Below are 17,884 nucleotides of genomic sequence, written 5' to 3'. Positions count from 1 at the left end.
CAGGCATTTCCCTTCGATGAGTGCTGTTGGAGTAAACAGTACCGTAGACACCTTAAGTACCTGCGACACCGTAGGTGCTCTAGCCACTGTTGGCACTGTAGGTGCTATATGGGTCGCTGGCACTGCATGAGCACGAGGTGGCGTTTGCGCCGTCGATCGGTTGCGGCCGGGTCGACACCAACGGTACTGCTGTCGCATACAGTACCGTTGCTACTGTTGTATGCACAAGAGCAAACGGTGGCGTTTGCTCTTCTGGGGTGGCGCTCGAGGGCGGTGCCGGTGATCCCTCGTGCGATTTAGCCGGCGGCGGCCGTGGCAGCGCCGGGGCTGTGACGCAGCTCAGGGTCGTCGATGACGTCATTGCTGATTGCGACGTCGAAGTAGGGGGCGAGGTTGCGGTCGGTGCGCAGGAGGCTGCGGACGGTTCGGGAGACGGTGCTTCCTCGGCGCTCGTCCTCGTCCTCGAGCTCGGCGGTTTCTATACCGGCGAGGCGGAGGAACGCGTAGGTCTCATCGGAGAGCAGGCGCCACGGCTCGGAGGGTCGGTCGAAGTGCGCCCAGAGCTGGAGGTCTCCTTGTTCGATGACAACCGTGGGGCAGACGTAGGGAGAGTGCAGTAGTCCGTGGAACTGGCCGTGGGTGATGTACTCCTGGAGTGCGGCTGCCTCGGAGTCGACGAAGATCCGGGCTCGGCGAGGGCCCTGCGCCCAGACGGGGCAGTCTGGGGAGTCGAGGAGCGCGATCCAGGCGTCGGCTGCGGTCTGCTCGGACGCCGAGGGGTAGAACCCGGTGCTGTCGACGGTGGCCTCGCTGCGGCGCCAGGACGTCTCTAGGTGACGTAGTGCGGGGCCGAAGCGAGCGATGAGGTACCCGTTGGTGACGGTAGGGGCGGTCAAGCGGGTGACCGGCCAGCGGTCGGAAGTGGTCCAGGTTCCCGGGTCCGTGATGTCCCGGGCGTCGCAGAAGCGCCAGGACACGATGTCGTGGGCTGCCTGTGGGTCCGTGCCAGCCGCGATCAGGGCTTGCTCGGTGTATCCACAGCCGGTGCCTCCGTAGCCAACGGTGGCGTTGGTGACTCCGACCCACTCGCCAGTGTCTAGGAGCCAGAAGACGTGGGGGAGTTCTCCCTTGCCGTCCTCGTCGTAGAGGTCGCGGGGGTCGATGAGGGCGTGAGCCCAGGCGTCACTATCGTCGAAGCTGCTGATGCTGCGCACGATGCGGGCGCCCTGCTTGCGTACGTAGAGGCCAGCATCCGTGTTGTCGAGCACGACGATGCGATCTTGGCCGGCGGGAGCGTCGATGCCGTCGATCAGGTTGGCGACGGCGGTCGCGCTGATCCCGAGCATCTGTCCCAGGGATGCCTTCGTGGTGTAGGAGTCTTCGTCAAGGGCAGTGCGTGCGAGTCGCCCGAGCTGTTGGTCGATGGCGCGGATCTGCCGCTGGTGGGCGCGCTTTTCGGCGGCACGGACGGTGAGTGCTTCACGAGTGCTGTGCTCCATGCCACAAAGCTAACGCGGGTTGGGGCACTCCGCAAGCGAACTTGCACCGCACCTAAACCCCGGTTGCTTAGGCGACCGCCGACAGGCCGGTCGGTGCTGGTGGTGGGTCGGGATCGTGCAGGCGCATCTCGTCCAGGAGCGCGAGGATCTCGGCATCGGCTGCGAGGTCGTTGGCGTGGAGCGCGATGGTGTGGCGCTCGAGGTAGGCCCACCAGATGCGGCGCTGTGCTCGGTAGGTGGCGATCTTGCTGGCGCGGGCGTGGGTGATGCCGAAGCGTTCGGCCAGTCGTTCGAGGTCGGCGTCGGTGCTGGTGAGCCAGTAGCCGGCGGTGGGTTCGCCGTCGATGAGCCTCCAGCCGCTAAGGGTGCCCAGGGCGTCGGTGACGGCGGTGCGGGAGAGTCCGGTGCGGGACTGGATGGTGATGGGGGAGGAGCCGTGGCCGTGCTCGATTGCCTCGTAGACCAGGGCTGCGGGGGCGCCAAGCTGTTCGAACGCGGGGCGCAGGGCGTGGGCCTTGCCGCGGATCCAGCGGACCGTCGCGGCCACGTCGGCGTAGCGGTCTGGGATGCGGAGCTCGTAGGCGGCCGCCTCGCGGCCGCGGGCACGAGCGGTGAGCGCGATCCAGGGGTCGGACTGAGTGGACAGTTCGCGCAGCTGGAGCGCAACGGTCTGGGGGCTCATTCCGGTGGCCAGGGAGAGGCCGCGAACGCCGGTCGCGGTGAGGGTGGAGCCGATCTCGTGAGATTGCTTGGCGATCGCGCGCAGCAGCAGCCGACGAGTCCAGCCTCGGGCACCGGGGAACTCGTACGCCTCGACCTCGTGCAGGAGGCTGCGCCAGGCGCGGATGACTCCGTGGGTGTCGTGGACCGACGGGCCCCCCGTGTGAGAGTTGGCGCTTGTGTCAGATGTATGGACGGAGCTGTCCTGCGCGGTGTTTGAGGCGTTGAACAGGGGCTCCATGCGGGCCCAGTCGCCGCTGAAGGTGGCCCAGGGGTCGTGGCGATGGGCGTGCAGTGCCCAGAGGCCGGCCCAGCGGCCATCGCTCATGCGGGCAGCGACGTCTTCGCGGGACAAGCCCGTGGCCATGGCGGACCACAGAACGGCCCAGCGGGCCTCGGAGGGGCTGCTGTAGCCGTAGGCGGCCCAGTCGCCCTCAACGGCCAGGGCGAGGTACCTATGGCCCATGACGCGGCCCGCGCCGGCCTCGTACACGGTCGGGGTGCTGTGGGGCTCGTGGGCGGCTTTCGCGGCGCGCTTGGCCTGCACCACGCGGATCTCGTCGCGGAAGATGAGGCGGAGCTGCCGGAGCGCGCGGGCGGGCGTGCGCAAGCCGGCGACGCGCTCCCGCAGGGAGCGCTCACTGATGGCGAGTTCTCGGTGGCCACCGAGCTTGTGGGGACTGCCGGGGACGGTGATGCATCCGCTGGTGATCGACTGGTGGGGGGAGGGGTCCAGCGTGGCCCAGCGCTGCGCCATGGCCTCGACCAGCTCGCGGGCTTCGAGGAACGGCAGCGGCTGCTCGAGCAGCAAGTAGATGTGCACGCCGCCGTGGGCGTGATCGGTCAGGTACCAGGCGCCGGCCTGGTCGAGCAGTGCCTCGGCCTGGAAGACGTCGTAGGCGACGTCGGCGATCTGCTCCGGGGTGCGGTCCTTGGCATCGAAGTCCAGCCCGAGGGCGGCGCAGTGGCCGGATCTGCTGTAGACGCGCACAGCAGCGGGCTTGTTGGGGAGTTCCGCGGTGAGGTCACGCTCGGTGCTCGCGGGGTAGCTCACGCGGTTCTCGCGCTGCTTCTTCGCCAGGCGCATGCGGTCCTGGCCTGCGATGACGGGTGCGGCGAGGGACCAGCAAAGCTCTGGGGAGAGGGTCGTCGGGGTGTGCGCAGACACGCCGGGCTCGCCGTACTTGCCTACGGCGAGGCGACCCCCGTATCCTGGGGGCAACAACTGAATGGACCTCCTTGCAAGGTTCGCCCTCGGGGCTAGCTGGTAACTGGCTCCCGAAGACTTCTCAATCGCCCTCGACCTGCTCTAACAGGTCGGGGGCGAAGTCTTTTATGCGCGCTTCTTCTCGCTCAGGTTCATCTCCATCTGCGGCTCACCGGTGACCATGTCCCACTCGGTAGGGAGGCCGTTGGGGCCGGGCGTGCCGGCGCGGATCGCTGCTTCGACGACCGCCCACTGTGGGGAGTTCGCGATAGCTGCGTACTCGTCGATCTTCTGTTTGACGTCGGTCGCCACGTACATGTGCATCTGCACAGTCGGGGTGCCTCGCGGACGGCGGAAGGAGCTGGCCATGTTCACGACACTACACCTGCCACGTACATGTACGGCAGGTTTCTTGGCGTGTCGGGTTCCTTTCTGGATCCGGGCGCTCATAGTCAGCCGGCCTGCGTGAGGCGGGTGCGAAGGCTGTGGGCGATCGCGGCGGTGGCTTCCTGGTAGGCGCGCTTGGTGGCGGGCTGCAGGGCGTCGTAGTCGATTTCGTCCCCGTCCTTGAGGGCGGGATCGAAGGGGATCGGCACGACCGCGCTGACGCGGCCTTCGAACCCGACGGCGACGGCGCTGGCGACCTCCTTGTAGCTGGGATCGGCGCTGGTGCGGGCCTCGAGGTCGTGGATCAGGACCACGGCGTTGTTGACGAGGTCCTCATGTCCACTGGCGGCGAGGGACTTCATCATCTTGTCGGCAGCGCGGGCACTGTCGCGGCCGGCGGCCACGGGGATGACGAGCTGGTCGGCGGCTTCGACTGCGGCCAGGAAGTGCGAAACGCGGATGTTGTTGCCGGTGTCGACGAGGATCATCCGGTAGAAGCGGGAGAGGATCTCGTGGACGGTCCCAAACCCGGCCTCGTCGACGATGTCCTGCCGGGTGGGGTCCTCATCGGAGGCGAGGACGTCGAAGTGTGCATCGCCTTGGGGTCGGACGAAGTGGTCGAGGCGGCCCAGTCTGCTGCCCTCGATGCTGTTGAACTCGGCGGCCGCGTCCTGGATGAGGTCCACGACGGTGCGGTTGTGCAGGTCGGGGCGGGCCCTTTCGCCCAGCGTGCCCATGGTCTCGTTGGCGTCCCAGGCGATGACGGAGCCACCACGGATGATGCCTAGGGTGGCCGCGACGTTGTAGGTGGTGGTGGTCTTGCGGGACCCGCCCTTGGGGTTGGCGACGAGGATGGTCTTGGTGCCCTGGAAGTTGGTCTGGATCAGGGCGCGCTGCTCGCGATCACGCTGAGCTTCTTCGCGGGCCCGGGCGGCGCGGCGAGTCTGCTGAGCGGCTTCCGTACGCGCTCGCTCCTCCTCAGCCGCGCGCTCGAGTTCCTCGCGGGCGATCTCCTCGCGCAGTCGCTCGCGACGTTGCTCGAGCTCGTCCTCGGTGGGGCTGAGCTTGAGGCCCATTCCGTTGAGGGCGCCGCGGAATCCTTCCTCGGCGGGTCGCTGGGCGATCCCGCTCCAGCGGGGGTCACGCTCCACGGGATCGGGACCAGGGGCCGGCGCCGGGCCCGACTCACTCTGGGCGGCTTCCGGGCCGGGCTGCGGGACCGGCGGCGCGGATGCGGGGGAGACCGGCTGGGTGATGGCGGGCGAGCTAGGCATGGGCGGCGCGGACGTGGGAAGGGGCGCCGGGGTCGGCACGACATGCCGGGGTCGCGTCGGCTCGGCGTCGGGGACGTCCTGCGCACCGGGCACCTCGGTGACGATGGGGTCGGAGGGCACCGCCTGGTCGACGCGGGGGACGGTGAGCGGGGCGGAGTCCTGCTCCCAGGGCACCGCAGTACCGGACTGCACGGGTTCGGGCTGAGCGGGAGGGGCGCTCCAGACCTGGCCGTCGGGGGCGACGCGCAGGTTGTAGGTGGTGCCGTCGTTGTCCTGGACGTGGAGGGCGACGGTCTGCTGGGTCTGGGCTGCGTGCTGGCGCAGGTGGTTCATGGCATTGGTCTGTGCGTCTTGTCCGGTGCCTGGCACGGGTGTCGTGGGGGAGCCGTTGATGGAGAGGTGGTTGGTGCCTGCCTGGTCGATGGTGATGCGTGCGGTGCTCATCGTGTTTCCCCTTGTCAGAGCTGGGCGAATGGGTTGGTGCGTCCCCGGCTTTCGCCGGAGAGGATGAACTCGAAGTGCCAGAACTCCTGGTCGTGGACGGTGATGCCGTGGTTGAGGCCGGTGGCGTGCATTGCGGCCCAGAGGTCTCCGCTGGTCATGCACGCGCCGTCGGGGGCCTTCCCGGTGCAACGGTTCTTGTTGTAGCTGCCGGGGAGTGCGGAGATGTCCCAGGCTGCGCCGGTTTGGTGGTGGCTGATGCCGGCACCGGCGGCGTTGGCGTTGGAGCCGCCACCGGAGATGCGGGCCTGGGTTTCCCAGGAGCGGAAGGTGGAGCTGAAGGTGGGGTCGTGGCCTTGGGAGCGGAGGTTGGCGAGCCATGCCTGGAAGTAGGGCGCGAAGCGGGCGTTGATGATGACTTCACCGCGTGCGCGGCCGCCGAGCTCACCAGCGCGGCAGTCGGAGCCGGTGCAGGTGGTGCCGGTGATGGAGCACAGCCGGATGGGGATGCGATTGCCCTGGTAGGCCCCGTCGTGCACACCGAGATCAGTGGAGCCTTCGGGGCAGGAGATCTCTGTGGAGGGCTCGCCGAGCGTGGTCTGGTCGGGGACGCCTTCACCGCCGGCGGGAGCAGCACAGTTGGTGCCGGTGCCACTCGGGGCTTCCTCACCGGAGGTGCCGTCGGAGTCGATGCCTTCGTCGGCGAGGATCGCGGCGACGAGCTCTCGGCCCTGCTGCTCGAAGCGGGCGTAGTGGGTGGGGTCCGCGTTGCCCTGGACCCGGTGGGCAGCTTCGGTGATCGACAGCGCCTCGCGGTTCTCGACCTTCTTGAGCGCTTCGAAGAACATCGTGGCGGAGCGGTGGGGATCCATCCGGTCTTCGTAGGTGCCCCAGGCTCCGTTGTCGCGCTGCTGGAACAGGCCGCGGGAGTCGGGCCCGGCGGCGTCGCCGCGGTTGATGACGTTCAGGGTTGACTCCCCGATGGCGGTCGTCACGCCGATTTCCTGGTCGCGCCGGGACAGGCCGAGGTCAGCGGCGGCGTTCATGATCGCGATCGCGTTGGAGACCTGGGTGGTGTTCCAAGGCCCGATCTCACGCGCCTGGGCGTTGATGCTCTGCCCGGCCGCGCCGATGCCGCAGAGGAGGCCGGCCCCGGCGGTGCCGCCCGCGACGGCGGCGAGGACGATCACGATGATCAGGACCGGGGTGAGGATGATGGCCAGTGCGACGGTGACGGTCCTGTCCATTGGTCAGCCCTGCCCTTCGGGGAACCGAATCGACTCGGTCAGCCATCCCGCGCCGTCGCGGTAGAGGGTGAGCACCCAGTCACCCTGATCGGACGGCACCGTGACGTCGGCGGTGTTCCCCTCGTCGAGGAACTCGACGTTGGGGTCCCCGGTGACCGTGCTCGGGACGACGTTCTCCACGCGGGTGTACTCGAAAGGATCGCCGCCGGCTGGGGTCATGAGCGTGGAGAGGTCCTCGTACCACTGCTCCTGGGGCTTGCTGGTCGCCCAGAGCGCCTCGAGGGTGGCGATCGCGTGGTCTCCGGCGGCGGCGCTGCTGGCAGCGTCCGTGGGCGTCGGCGAGAACTCCGGTTCGAGGTCTTCCTCGGCGGGATCGGGCGCGTCCGCGCTGGGGCCACCGCGAGAGGGGGTGGGCAGCACTGTCGGTTCAGGCTGGGGCTCTTTGGTGCAGCTGGAAGCGAGAGCCACGGCCGCCAGGAGGGCGGTCGTCGCGAGGTGGCGTCGAGTGATCATGAGGTGCCTCCATCCGACGGGGCAGGAGCAGGTGGTGTCGCGGGCAGCGCGTAGAGGCTGGTCTCTTCAAGGCGAGAGGCGACGATGTAGACCAGCGAGCCGTCGCGTGCTTCCCCCAGGGGGATCGTGGCGTCTTCGTCGTAGAAGGTCGCTGTGGCGGTGACGGTGTCGTACCGGGTCGGCAGCCGATCGACGCTTCCCCACAACGTGGTGTCGCTGATCGAGCTGACCTCCAGCGGCACGGTGGAGTCGTCCTCCTCCCCGGGGACCGTGAAGTCCGACAGGACCACCAGCGGAGTGTCTGCGGCCGGGCGGATCAGCACGTTGTTCCAGACCCAGGTCGTGCCATCAGGACTCATCCGGGGCTCGGCGGTGTCGTTCGGGCTCGGAGACTTCAGCTGGTCGAGCTGCCCGACGAGCCCGCCGTCGGGCAGCTCATGCAAGGTGAGCGTGGCGGTGTCCTCGCCATCCCACAGCGCCACGAGGTGGTCTGCGCCCACGACGCGGGCCTGCAACGGTGCACCAGTGCCCGGTGCCCCCTCGAGCGGATGCTCGCTCGAGGCGTTGTCGGCAGTGATGCTGACCCAGGAGTCGGCGGACACGGCGACGGCATCCCCGGCGTGGACTCCTGCGGGAACCGCCGGCACGGGCACGTCGACCAGCGCCAGACGGTTCCCAGCGAGATAGCTGACGGTCTGAGATTCCAGCACCCACAGGGGCGCGGCCGCGGAGGTGATTACCGTTTCCGCCCGTCCCGCCTCAACGGTGAGCGTCTGCGCGGTCGGGGTCCTGGGATCATCCAGCGGCCACAGAAGCGCCTCGTCGTCGGCGTAGCTGGCCAGCACCGGGGTCTCGCCGATCCTGAGCTCTCCGACGCGGCTCAAGGTCCCGGCGGCGGCTCCCGTCCACTGCAGCTGTCCCGTGAGTCCGTCAACGATCGCCAGCGTCCCATCGGGCGTGGTCAGCACGATGCGCTGATCGGACAGCAGCACGGGAGTGGTGTCGGGGTCGATCGTCACGGCCCACTGCGCGACCGTCCCCACGCCCTCGGGTGGGGGCACGGGGAGGTTTGCTCCGTGTCCGGGGTACAGCGGCGGTGGCGGGCTCTCCTCGGGCGCGGTGAGCACGCGGTACGCGAGCACACCGGCGGTCGTTCCCCCGGCCAGGAGCACGGCGGCGCCGCCGACAGCGACGCCGAGGAGGGCGCGCCGGCGGACCGGGGACTTTTGCGGCTTGGTGGGGGAGTCGGGGTGGTCCGCGAGGTCGTAGAGCTCGCCAGCGCTGGTGATGACCATGGGCCAGCCGGCGCCATCGCGGTCGAACCCTCGCACGCGGACCGCGCCGCCCAGCTCGCTAGCGCGCTGCGCGCAAACTGCTAGGGCTTGATCGAAGGCGTCTTCGCCGTTGAACGGCTCTCCGTCGACGGTGACGTTGTCCGGGTCGTCCGCGCCGGTGAGCGTGAGGACCGGGTAGGCGGGGACTGTCGCGGGGTCGAACGTCGACCCGGGCAGTCCATCACCCGTCGATCTGCTCTTCCCCATCTTCGACCCCTTGGATTCTGGCGTCCTCGATCGCGCGGATCAGCTCGTCGCGAAACACGCGAGTGGTACGGGGCCCCAGCCGGAAGGCCGGGACAATCCCGTCGCTGATCAGCGCACGCATGGTGTCGCGACTGACCTGCAATACATCGGCGCACTGCTCAGGGGTCAGGATCTCCGGCAGATCCCGCAGCGGCTCATCTCGCATGTCAGGCATGCGGCCGAGGATACCGGAGGACCTCTTAAACCCTCTTGGAGCAGGCACATCGCCGATAGTACACGAACAGACCGGTCTAGCAAGTGACAGGAGGGCATACGCCGAGTATGGTGGAATTAGGCGGTTAGAACCGACCAGGAGCGCTCAGCATTCTGACAGACTGACGTCTGTAGGGAGATCCGTCACACGCATAGTGACACGGCAGTAAGGGGACCCGGATGACCAGCAACCCGTTCACTAATCGGGTCTCGGAGGTCCCTGTCGCGCCGGAGGAGCCAATGGTCGAGCCTGATGCGGTCCTGGGTGGCCGGGTCGAGACGTCCGGTCCAAAGCAGCCCCTGGCAAGGCGAAGCGACGCTTCTCCGGCGGCGCTTCTACCGCTGAGTAGTAGTGATGGCACGGGATCGCTGCGGGTCGTGAGCACGCACGGCGGAGCGGGCGGGTCGACGTTGGCGGCACTGCTGGGCGAAGCTCTCGCAGACGACGCCGGGAGTGTTTGGCCCCAGCCGCATCCGTGGGTGCCGGAGTCCTCGAGCGGTCGCGTTCTCCTCGTGGCCCGCACCCATCGCACCGGCCTCATCTCTCTCCGCGATGCCCTCACGGCGTGGCACGCCGGGGCATACGCCTCGGGGCTGCCCCTGATGGGGATCTGCGTCATCGACGATGCCCCGCGCCTGACCAAGGCGCAAATCGCGGAGATCAGGTCTCTCACGGCGATGTCCCCTCGCGGGTGGCATCTGCCGTGGCAGGAGTCCCTGCGCATGGCAGCACCCGCTGAGGCGGCGCTGTCGGCCAGGGTCAAGTGGACGCTCTCTCGCGTCCGCCACCACGTCACCCACGGTGACACCCATCAGAAGAAGGAGACCTCGAGATGACCTCGAGAATCGAGAACCGTTGGCTGCAGCGCGGCGCAGTCATTGCCGCGATCGTCCTGGCGGCGCTGCTCGTCACGTCCACTGGGACCGCTTTCGCGGGCGTTAACTTCGATCCCACCCCCGAGGAGATCCCCGGGATGGGCGGACTGACCAGGCTCATCAACTTCACGGCCTGGGGCGTGGCCATCATCGGTGGCATCGCCTTCCTGGCGACCATCGGCTGGCTTGCCGTCAGCGTCTTCTCCGGCCAGGAAATCCGCGCCGGCAAGGGAATGATCATCACCATTGGCGCTCTGATTCTTCTCGGCGCTGCCGGCGCCATCGTCGGCGCGTTCATGTAAGCCCTGCACGGCCCCTCAGAGAGGACTGATCATGCTCAGCACACACCTCAAGAGGCCCCTCGTCGCGGTCGCGGCGATGCTGCTTATCGCTGGCACGGCCGCGTGCACGGGGGGAGATGAAGCAAGCCCGACCCCTACCCTCGAGCCCGCACCAACGGGTGAGGTCAGCGACGGCGGCGGCGCAGTCCCCGCAACCTCGGCCCCCGGCGGCGAACAGGTCGCGGGCGAGTGCCAGGTGCAGGAAGGGGACGACTCACTCCCCACCGAAGCCCCACCGGTGGACGGCTGGGAGGACGTCAGCGGTGTCGGGGTGCCAGTCTCTGACACCTATGGCCCCTACGTCCAAGACGGGGAGCTTTGGACCTGCTACGAACACTCAGCGACCGGCGCGATCCTCGCAGCGCACTATGCGTATGCGGCGATGGGCAGTGTCGGCGGCTTCGGTGAGGAGTGGGTGCCAGCGGGAGACTTCCAGGAGAAGCTCACCTCGGCCGAGACCGCCTCGACGCCCCCCATCGACGGCGCGATCACGCCCGCAGGTTTTCGTGTGGCGTCCTATTCAGCAGAACGCGCGGTCGTAGACGTCGCGCTCGAGTTCGCGAACGCGGACGGAACCGCTCTGATGTCTATGCGCTGGACCCTCACGTGGGACGACGACCGGTGGCTTATCGAGCCGGCCGCAGCGGAGACGATGGAGCCGGTAGCTCTGGAATCGCTAGATGGGTACGTGCGGTGGGGAAGCACGGATGGATGACTACGTTGACTGCGCTATCAATCCGCTGCAGTGCACGTCAGACGCCAAAGATGAAGTGATCGGGCGCGTCGGGGACGCGTTCTCTCAGCCGATCGAGAACCTCGTGAATGGGATGCTCGACAGAGCGCTGGATTCCCTCGTCTATTTCATGACGTTCTGGCTGCGCACTCCGTCGGGGTCGCTTGATGAGTCCGACCCTGTGGGTGCGGCGATCGTGCAGCTCCAGGAGTACATGAGCACGATCACCGTGTTCTTCGCGGTTATGGGGGTCATGATCGCTGCGGCCCGGATGGCGTGGATGGCGCGCGTGGAGCCTGTCAAAGAGGTGGGGGCGATGTTCCTGCGCGTGATGTTCGTGCAGGCTGCCGCGCTGATGGGGACGCAGATCCTGCTGCGGTCGGGGGATGCGTTCTCGCCGTGGCTGGTCGAGACGGCGCTGGGCAACTCGATGGACCATTCGATCGTCACGCTGATGCCGTTCATCACCGGCTCAACGGGGGCCTTCGCCGTGAACGGGTCGTTCGTGGTGGCGCAAGGTATTGGGGCGATGCTGATCGTGGGCATCATCATCCTGATCGCGTCCGCGCTCCAGGTGCTGTTCCTCCTGCTGCGGGATGTGCTGCTGGCGATCATCTTGGCGTTCCTTCCGACGCTCGCTGCGGCCTCGCTGTTCAAGAGCGGCGCGGAGGGGTTTGAGAAGGCCCTGGGGTGGATTGTGGCGCTGACGCTGTACAAGCCGGTCGCGGCGGCGATCTACGTCCTGGGCACGCTGATGGTCCAGAACGTCGCTGGCGACCAGACGGACCCCGCGCAGGAGTGGATGGCCCTGCTTCTGGGCACCCTGACGCTGATCCTCGCGGTGTTCGCGATGCCAGCCCTGGTCAAGTTCGTCGCTCCGGCAGCGGGCCGCGGCGCCTCGAGCGCATTCAGCGGTGGGGCTGGTGTGGGAGCGGCTGCGGGGGTGGCCGCCACGGGCGCTGCGGTGGTCGCGATCGCGGGAACCGGGGGCGCTGCGGCCCCGGCTGCCGCAGGAGCCGGCGCCGGTGGGGCCGGTGCTGGTGCAGGGGCTGGCGCGGGTGCGGGGGCTGGGGCGGGGGCGGGGGCCCCGGTGGGGTCCGCAGCGGCTGCGCCTTCCGCTGAGGGGGCGGCGCCGCCTCCCTCCGCAGGGGGTGGCGCAGCGCCCAACGACGGTGCGAAGGGCGGAGGCAACTCCCCGGAGGGTGGAGCGTCCCCCAGCGACGGCGCGAAGGGCGGAAGCGACCCGTCCGGCGGGAGCACCGCCCCGAGCGGTGGACCACCGACTGGAGGGGGCGACTCCCCGGCCAGTGGGCCGACCGGCGGGGGCGACTCCCCGAACGGTGCCGCGCCGGCCGACGGGAGCAGCTCCTCGAGTGGGGCGGGCGCGCCGGTCCCGAGCTCGAATGGCTCGGGGTCGCATGCATCGACCGTGCAGGCGGTTCAGGGGGTCGCGTCGCAGGCGTCAGACAGCAGTGAGCAGACCGGAGCAGCAGTGGAGGACATGACGCAATGAGCACCACGGACCGAATTCGATACGGGAACTTGTCTGCGCCGGGGATGAAGGGTCTCGGGGGCCTGCCGCTGCCGGTGTTCGGAGCGGCACTGCTTGCACTGGTTATCACCCTGTTCCTGATGGTGCTTGCGGAGTGGTGGATCGGGCTGATCGCCGGGGTGGTGTGTGCCGCGCTGCTGGCGCCGGCCGCTATCCGGGTGCGTGATGATCGGACGCTCTACGGGCGGGCGGGGTTGGCCGTCGCGGGCGCTCACGCGCGGCGGACCGGAACCAACCGGCTCGTGGCCGGTCCGGCGGGCCGCACGCCCGATGGGACGTTCCGCCTGCCTGGAATCGCTGCGCAGTCTGAGGTGAAGGACTACGAGACCGCGTTCGGGCTGCCGTTCGCGATCGTGGCGATTCCGTCCACGGATCATTACAGCGTGGTGCTGGAGGTTCACCCCACGGGCAACGACGTCGTGGATCAGGAGGTGATCGACGGCCAGGTCGCCCAGTGGGGGGCGTGGCTGACGCTGCTGGGCCAGGAGGACGACATCGTGGGCGCCGCGGCGACGGTGGAGACGTCGGTCGATTCGGGATTGCGGCTGCGTCGGAGCGTGCTGACCCCCGTCCACGATGGAGCGTCCGATTTTGGGAAGGCCGTGGCGGGTGTGGTCTCGGGTGGGTTCGGGGCGAAGATGCCCGCTATCAGCACTCGCATCGTGCTGACGTTCACCGGGAAGTCCGATGGGAAGTCGCGGCCGCGCCGGGAGATGGTGGAGGAGATCGCGAACCGCCTGCCTGAGCTGATGGACGGGCTGGCGTCCACGGGGGCGGGCTCGCATGTGCGGCCCTCGACCTCGCAGGACCTCACGGACTACGTGCGCGCGGCCTATGACCCGTCGGTGGCGGCAGATATCGAGCTGGCCCGGGCAGGAGGAGGAACCGGGCTGTCGTGGACCGATGCGGGCCCCGCGTTCCATCAGGTCGAGTTCGACCACTACCTCCATGATCGTGCCTGCTCGATGGTGTGGACCCTGGGCGGAGTCCCTCGCGGCGTCTTCTACGACACGTCGCTGAAGCGGCTGCTGTCCCCGGACAAGGGAGTAGCCCGCAAGCGGGTCACGCTGCTGTACCGACCGATTCCGGCGGCGCGCACGTCCTCGATGGTCGACCGGAAGGAGCGCAACGCCACGATGGTCTCCGGCGCGGGTCGGACCAACCGCAGCGGCAACACCGCAGCGGCGCGGGCAGCGCAGCAGACCGCCGACGAGGAAGCCGCCGGCGCGGGCCTGACGCTGTTCGGAATGATCGTGACCGCCACGGTGGTCAACAGCGGCGATGACCTCTCTCGCGCGACCCGCGAAGACCTTCGGGCAGCCCGCCAGATGATCCGCTCCCAGTCCGCCAAGGCCCGCTTGAAGCTGCGGGTGGCGCTGAACTCGTCGGACTCCGCGTTCGTGGCAGGTCTCCCGCTGGGGATCGTGCTTCCTGAGCACACGCGGATCCCGGCCAGCGTGACCGACGGTCTTCTCTGACCCGCACCACGAAAGGGCGATGCCTGATGAGTATCACGTTGAGTCGAGACGAGGTCCGCGCGGCGAGCAAGCAGCTGCAGAAGCGGCAGCGCGGCGGGTTCCGGGCGTGGTGGCGGCGGATGCGTGACCTCCGCGAGGAGTCACGGCAGTTCCCCGGCCCGCGCGGGTGGCGGGGCCCCGGCGCCGGGCACGCAGTCGCAGTGGAGCCCTCGGTAGAAGTGCTGGGAACGACGGTCCAGGTGTGTGGCTACTGGCCCTTCGCCGCCGGGTCCGTCGCCCCGCTGGTGGGCGTGCCGCTGGGTCTCCACCTGACTCGCGGCTTCCCGATCTGCGCGGACCCGATCAGCTACTTCCTGGCTGACCTGATCGCCAACCCGTCGATGTTCATCCTGGGCCGGCCCGGGCTGGGCAAGAGCACCGTGATCCGGCGGATCCTGGCGGTGTACGAAGCCTGGGGCTACCTGCCGCTGGTGCTGGGTGACCTCAAGCCCGATCACGTCGATCTCATCCGCGCTCAGGGTGGGGACGTGGTCGAGGTGGGGCCGGGACGTAACGCGGTGAACCCTCTGGATCGCGGACCGCTGACGCCGATGCTCGACCAGCTACCCGAGACCGAGCGCCAGACAGCCCTGGAGGATCTGCGCCAGTTCCAGCGCAGCAGCGCGATGGCGCTGCTGCAGCAGGCCGGCCGTCGCCCGCTGACACCCAATGAGGAGACGGTCATCGCCAAGGCTCTCCGGATGCTCTCAGAGCAGCTGGATCGGGAGCCGGTATTCCCCGACATCCTGGCACTCCTCGAGGCGCAGGACGAAGGGATCGTCAAAGCCGCCGACGCGTGGGGCCAGGCGGCCGAGGTCTTTAGGGAGCGCACCCAGCACCTGCGGGACGTGCTGCAGAAGCTCGGCCCGGACGGGCCCTACGGTGACCTGTTCTCGCGGCAGACCTCGATACCGATCGCCCTGGACCGGCCCTTCGCGTTCGATCTGTCCTCGATCGAGCAGAGCGACAAGGACCTGCAGGCCGCAGTGCAGGTCACCTGCTGGGCGTACGGCTCCTCCGCCGTGTCCGCTGCCCGCCGTCTGGCTCGCGCCGGGATCATCCCGGAGCGCCACCATGTGCTCGTGATGGATGAGATGTGGCGGATGCTGAAGTCCGATCCCAAGCTCGTGCACTTCATCGACGACATCTCGCGCCTGAACCGCACCATCGGCAACGCGCAGATCATGTGTACGCACACCATGAGCGACCTGAAGCTCTCCGCCGCCGAGGACACCGAGGTCGCCTGGGGCCTGGTGGAGCGCGCGGGCATGCTGGTTCTGGGAGGTCTGGCCCAGAAGGAGATGGGTAACCTCGCCACGGTGTTCGCCCTGTCGAAGACCGAGGCCGACATGATCACCTCCTGGTCCAGCGAGGCCACCGTCAACCCCGAGACCGGGCAGGCGGCCAGCCCGCCCGGGATGGGCCACTTCCTCCTGAAGGTCGGGAAGAAGCCGGGCACCCCGCTGCGGACCGTTCTGACGGAGGTCGAGCGCGACGTCAATGACACCAACCGGTCGTGGGCGCAGGCCGCAGCCCGGTTCCGCGAGATGCGGGTGAAGGCTCTGCACGACGACCTCGTCGAGGAAGCCCCCGCCGAGGATCGGAGTGCGGCATGAGTAAGCGTCCCAACCGGCTCGCTGAACCCGGAAGCTTCGGGGCAGCAGGCTGGACCCTGCTGTCCGTGCTCGGCGTCATCCTCGGTCTCGCCGTGGCAGCGGCGCTGGCCTTCGCGGTGGCCTCGGGTGGAGACGAACCGGAAGTCTTCGGTCAGTCGCCGACCCCTGCCTTCTCCTGGCCGGTGTTCGCGATCGGGGCTCTGCTGGTCCTCGTGGCGGCGGTGCTGGTCGCGGTGGCCGTCTACCGCAAGCGCTCGGACTCCCGGTACGACTACAAAGCCAAGTACATGGCCACGCCCTCCGACCTCGCCGAGATGCACCGCCCCGCCCAGAAGGCCACTGCGGTGCGCCTGGGAGCGCAGGGGGCCGGCGACGGCGTCCCACTGGGCGTGATGGTCGAAGGTGGCGCCGAGCTGCTCTCCAGCTTCGAAGAGGTGCGCATCGCCATCATGGGTCCCCGGGCCGGCAAGACCTCCGGCGTGGTGATCCGTGAGCTCCTGGAAACCCACGGGCCAGCAATCGTCACCAGCAACAAGCGCGACGTCGTCGACGCAAGCCGTGGACCGCGCTCAGAGCGGGGTCTCGTGCGGGTGCATGACATCCAGAACCTCGTCGGCGAGAAGCCGACCTGGTGGTGGAACCCCCTCACGTTCGTCACCGACGTGGAGAGCGCGGAACGCCTGGCGGCGATCTTCGCGGCCTCGAACACCCCCCGCGACGCTAAAGCCGACGCGTACTTCCCGATCGCGGGTCGGCAGTACCTCTCCGCGCTGCTCCTCGCGGCCGCCGTCGACGGCCGGCCAATCAGCCAGCTCGTGAGCTGGATGAGCGATCCGGGAGATCAAGATCCCGTCAAGATCCTCCAGGCCAACGGATACTCCGATGCGGCCACACAGCTCCGCGGGACCAGTGAGCTGACCGACAAGCAGCGCGACGGGATCGTCGGCACTGCCACTCCCTGGGTGTCGTTCCTGCGTAACCCGAACTACCTCGCGTGGATTCAGACCACCGGGCCAGAAGATCGGCGACCCCAGTTCAACCCGCGTGCGTTCGTCGGCTCGAAGGCAGACACCCTTTACCTGGTGTCCAAGGAGGGCGAGGGAAGCGCGAGAGCGATCACTGCAGCCATGACGATGGCGGTGCTCGATGCGGCCGACAAGCTCGGCGCGGTGTCGAAGGGGATGCGGCTGCCGCGCCCGCTCATGGCCTCCCTGGACGAGGCCGCGAACGTCGTGCGCATCCCGGAACTGCCGGACCTGTACTCGCACTACGGATCGCGGGGCGTGATCCTGTCGGTCTACTTGCAGTCCTGGACCCAGGGCGTGCAGGCGTGGGGCGAGGACGGCATGAAGAAGATGTGGTCAGCCGCCAACACGAAGATGGTCGGCAAAGGCGTCGACGAGACCCCGTTTCTGCGTGAGCTGCGCGAGCTCATCGGCGACCGCGATGTCCGGTCGAGTTCGGTGTCCTCCGGCAAGGGTGGTCGTTCCAGTTCCCAGTCACTGCGCAAGGAAGCAATTTTCGAGGTGTCCGAGCTGCGAGCGATTCCGAGCTGGCGCGCACTGGTGTTCAGTTCGGGAAACCCGGCGACATATATCCGGTTGGAGCCGTGGTGGAAGCATGACTACGCGCCATCGGTGACCGCGTCCAAGGACTACTACGAGAAGCTGGGGCAGGCAGCATGAGCGAGCAGCCCACGAACGATCCCGGGCCGGACGTCGACGAGAACGATCCGAAAGCGCGGGGACTCTGGTTCGCCAACGTCCACGACTTCGTCGTCCGCTACCTCACCCCGAGCTGGGTGCGGCGAATTGACAGGGAAACCAACTGGTGTCGGCAGTGGTATCGGCATCCCGAGGCGCACGCTCGCCTGGACGCGCTGTGGCGCAGCTTCGAGGCCCACCGGGTGAGTAGCGACGCCAACGCGATGGCGATCTGGTGGCGCGACTTCGCGGATCCCACCATGAGCGCGCTGACCCGGCGGAAGGGTCCCTTCGAGCAATGCCACGGAGACACCGGAGAGCACCACGACACCAGCGATGAAGTGTGGGTGACAGACCCCCCTCCCAGGGGGATGTTCAGTGACGAGCGCACCGTCGCCGCGAAGGAGTTCGCGGACTACGACGACTAGGAGTTGAGGGGCTCCGGTTGTCAGAGCCCGCTGGGAG

The 17,884-nt window shown here is 68.3% G+C and carries 15 protein-coding genes and 1 pseudogene; 8 read left to right on the top strand and 8 right to left on the bottom strand.

Annotation, left to right across the window (positions count from 1 at the left end):
* Nucleotides 1–296: 296 nt before the first annotated feature.
* From ACOJUI_RS17400 to ACOJUI_RS17365, 8 genes are all read right to left on the bottom strand, one after another.
* The gene (locus ACOJUI_RS17400; protein WP_422117779.1) at nt 297–1,499 is read right to left on the bottom strand and encodes a hypothetical protein; all 1,203 of its coding nucleotides are present in this window, start codon (nt 1,497–1,499) and stop codon (nt 297–299) included.
* Nucleotides 1,500–1,566: 67 nt separating this feature from the next.
* Nucleotides 1,567–3,306 (bottom strand): hypothetical protein, encoded by a 1,740-nt coding sequence (locus ACOJUI_RS17395; protein ID WP_422117778.1) that lies wholly within the window; start codon nt 3,304–3,306, stop codon nt 1,567–1,569.
* 246 nt (nt 3,307–3,552) lie between these two features.
* Nucleotides 3,553–3,795, bottom strand: a complete 243-nt coding sequence (locus ACOJUI_RS17390) for a hypothetical protein (RefSeq protein ID WP_422117777.1) — start codon at nt 3,793–3,795, stop codon at nt 3,553–3,555.
* 83 nt (nt 3,796–3,878) lie between these two features.
* On the bottom strand, nt 3,879–5,531 hold the full coding sequence (locus ACOJUI_RS17385; protein ID WP_422117776.1) for a hypothetical protein: 1,653 nt from the start codon (nt 5,529–5,531) through the stop codon (nt 3,879–3,881).
* 14 nt (nt 5,532–5,545) lie between these two features.
* Nucleotides 5,546–6,775: a hypothetical protein gene (locus ACOJUI_RS17380; protein WP_422117775.1), complete on the bottom strand. Its 1,230-nt coding sequence runs from the start codon at nt 6,773–6,775 to the stop codon at nt 5,546–5,548.
* A gap of 3 nt (nt 6,776–6,778) precedes the next feature.
* The gene (locus ACOJUI_RS17375) at nt 6,779–7,288 is read right to left on the bottom strand and encodes a hypothetical protein (RefSeq protein WP_422117774.1); all 510 of its coding nucleotides are present in this window, start codon (nt 7,286–7,288) and stop codon (nt 6,779–6,781) included.
* Nucleotides 7,285–8,829 (bottom strand): hypothetical protein, encoded by a 1,545-nt coding sequence (locus ACOJUI_RS17370; protein ID WP_422117773.1) that lies wholly within the window; start codon nt 8,827–8,829, stop codon nt 7,285–7,287. Before ACOJUI_RS17370 ends, ACOJUI_RS17375 begins: the two co-directional genes overlap by 4 nt.
* Entirely contained in the window at nt 8,804–9,043 is a 240-nt protein-coding gene (locus ACOJUI_RS17365; protein WP_422117772.1) for a helix-turn-helix domain-containing protein, read from the bottom strand. Before ACOJUI_RS17365 ends, ACOJUI_RS17370 begins: the two co-directional genes overlap by 26 nt.
* A gap of 218 nt (nt 9,044–9,261) precedes the next feature.
* On the opposite strand from ACOJUI_RS17365, the pseudogene ACOJUI_RS17360 reads away from it, so the two are divergent.
* From ACOJUI_RS17360 to ACOJUI_RS17325, 8 genes and pseudogenes are all read left to right on the top strand, one after another.
* Nucleotides 9,262–9,786, top strand: a pseudogene (locus ACOJUI_RS17360) (DUF6668 family protein); the annotation flags it as partial.
* Nucleotides 9,787–9,914: 128 nt separating this feature from the next.
* The gene (locus ACOJUI_RS17355; RefSeq protein WP_422117771.1) at nt 9,915–10,259 is read left to right on the top strand and encodes a hypothetical protein; all 345 of its coding nucleotides are present in this window, start codon (nt 9,915–9,917) and stop codon (nt 10,257–10,259) included.
* Nucleotides 10,260–10,290: 31 nt separating this feature from the next.
* The gene (locus ACOJUI_RS17350; RefSeq protein ID WP_422117770.1) at nt 10,291–11,013 is read left to right on the top strand and encodes a hypothetical protein; all 723 of its coding nucleotides are present in this window, start codon (nt 10,291–10,293) and stop codon (nt 11,011–11,013) included.
* A complete protein-coding gene (locus ACOJUI_RS17345) occupies nt 11,006–12,544 on the top strand; it encodes a hypothetical protein (RefSeq protein ID WP_422117769.1) in 1,539 nt (512 codons plus the stop codon). The genes ACOJUI_RS17350 and ACOJUI_RS17345 overlap by 8 nt, the downstream gene beginning before the upstream one ends.
* Entirely contained in the window at nt 12,541–14,061 is a 1,521-nt protein-coding gene (locus ACOJUI_RS17340; protein WP_422117768.1) for an SCO6880 family protein, read from the top strand. The genes ACOJUI_RS17345 and ACOJUI_RS17340 overlap by 4 nt, the downstream gene beginning before the upstream one ends.
* Before the next feature lie 218 nt (nt 14,062–14,279).
* Nucleotides 14,280–15,716 (top strand): hypothetical protein, encoded by a 1,437-nt coding sequence (locus ACOJUI_RS17335; RefSeq protein WP_422117767.1) that lies wholly within the window; start codon nt 14,280–14,282, stop codon nt 15,714–15,716.
* Entirely contained in the window at nt 15,713–17,401 is a 1,689-nt protein-coding gene (locus ACOJUI_RS17330; RefSeq protein ID WP_422117766.1) for a type IV secretory system conjugative DNA transfer family protein, read from the top strand. Before ACOJUI_RS17335 ends, ACOJUI_RS17330 begins: the two co-directional genes overlap by 4 nt.
* Nucleotides 17,398–17,847 carry a DUF4913 domain-containing protein gene (locus tag ACOJUI_RS17325; RefSeq protein WP_422117765.1) on the top strand — a complete coding sequence of 150 codons (450 nt, stop codon included), beginning with the start codon at nt 17,398–17,400 and terminating at the stop codon, nt 17,845–17,847. Before ACOJUI_RS17330 ends, ACOJUI_RS17325 begins: the two co-directional genes overlap by 4 nt.
* Nucleotides 17,848–17,884: the final 37 nt, after the last annotated feature.

Origin of the sequence: Brachybacterium sp. UNK5269, assembly GCF_049266655.1 — a bacterium.
Classification (GTDB): Bacteria; Actinomycetota; Actinomycetes; order Actinomycetales; family Dermabacteraceae; genus Brachybacterium.
Note: the sequence above shows the minus strand (reverse complement) of the source record. Positions and strands in the feature narration are given on the sequence as shown.

Bases quoted from the DNA above. Each gene is read 5' to 3' on its own strand.
- ACOJUI_RS17400 (WP_422117779.1), bottom strand. From the start codon at position 1,499: ATGGAGCACAGCACTCGTGAAGCACTCACCGTCCGTGCCGCCGAAAAG.
- ACOJUI_RS17395 (WP_422117778.1), bottom strand. From the start codon at position 3,306: ATGCGCCTGGCGAAGAAGCAGCGCGAGAACCGCGTGAGCTACCCCGCG.
- ACOJUI_RS17390 (WP_422117777.1), bottom strand. From the start codon at position 3,795: ATGGCCAGCTCCTTCCGCCGTCCGCGAGGCACCCCGACTGTGCAGATG.
- ACOJUI_RS17385 (WP_422117776.1), bottom strand. From the start codon at position 5,531: ATGAGCACCGCACGCATCACCATCGACCAGGCAGGCACCAACCACCTC.
- ACOJUI_RS17380 (WP_422117775.1), bottom strand. From the start codon at position 6,775: ATGGACAGGACCGTCACCGTCGCACTGGCCATCATCCTCACCCCGGTC.
- ACOJUI_RS17375 (WP_422117774.1), bottom strand. From the start codon at position 7,288: ATGATCACTCGACGCCACCTCGCGACGACCGCCCTCCTGGCGGCCGTG.
- ACOJUI_RS17370 (WP_422117773.1), bottom strand. From the start codon at position 8,829: ATGGGGAAGAGCAGATCGACGGGTGATGGACTGCCCGGGTCGACGTTC.
- ACOJUI_RS17365 (WP_422117772.1), bottom strand. From the start codon at position 9,043: ATGCCTGACATGCGAGATGAGCCGCTGCGGGATCTGCCGGAGATCCTG.
- ACOJUI_RS17355 (WP_422117771.1), top strand. From the start codon at position 9,915: ATGACCTCGAGAATCGAGAACCGTTGGCTGCAGCGCGGCGCAGTCATT.
- ACOJUI_RS17350 (WP_422117770.1), top strand. From the start codon at position 10,291: ATGCTCAGCACACACCTCAAGAGGCCCCTCGTCGCGGTCGCGGCGATG.
- ACOJUI_RS17345 (WP_422117769.1), top strand. From the start codon at position 11,006: ATGGATGACTACGTTGACTGCGCTATCAATCCGCTGCAGTGCACGTCA.
- ACOJUI_RS17340 (WP_422117768.1), top strand. From the start codon at position 12,541: ATGAGCACCACGGACCGAATTCGATACGGGAACTTGTCTGCGCCGGGG.
- ACOJUI_RS17330 (WP_422117766.1), top strand. From the start codon at position 15,713: ATGAGTAAGCGTCCCAACCGGCTCGCTGAACCCGGAAGCTTCGGGGCA.
- ACOJUI_RS17325 (WP_422117765.1), top strand. From the start codon at position 17,398: ATGAGCGAGCAGCCCACGAACGATCCCGGGCCGGACGTCGACGAGAAC.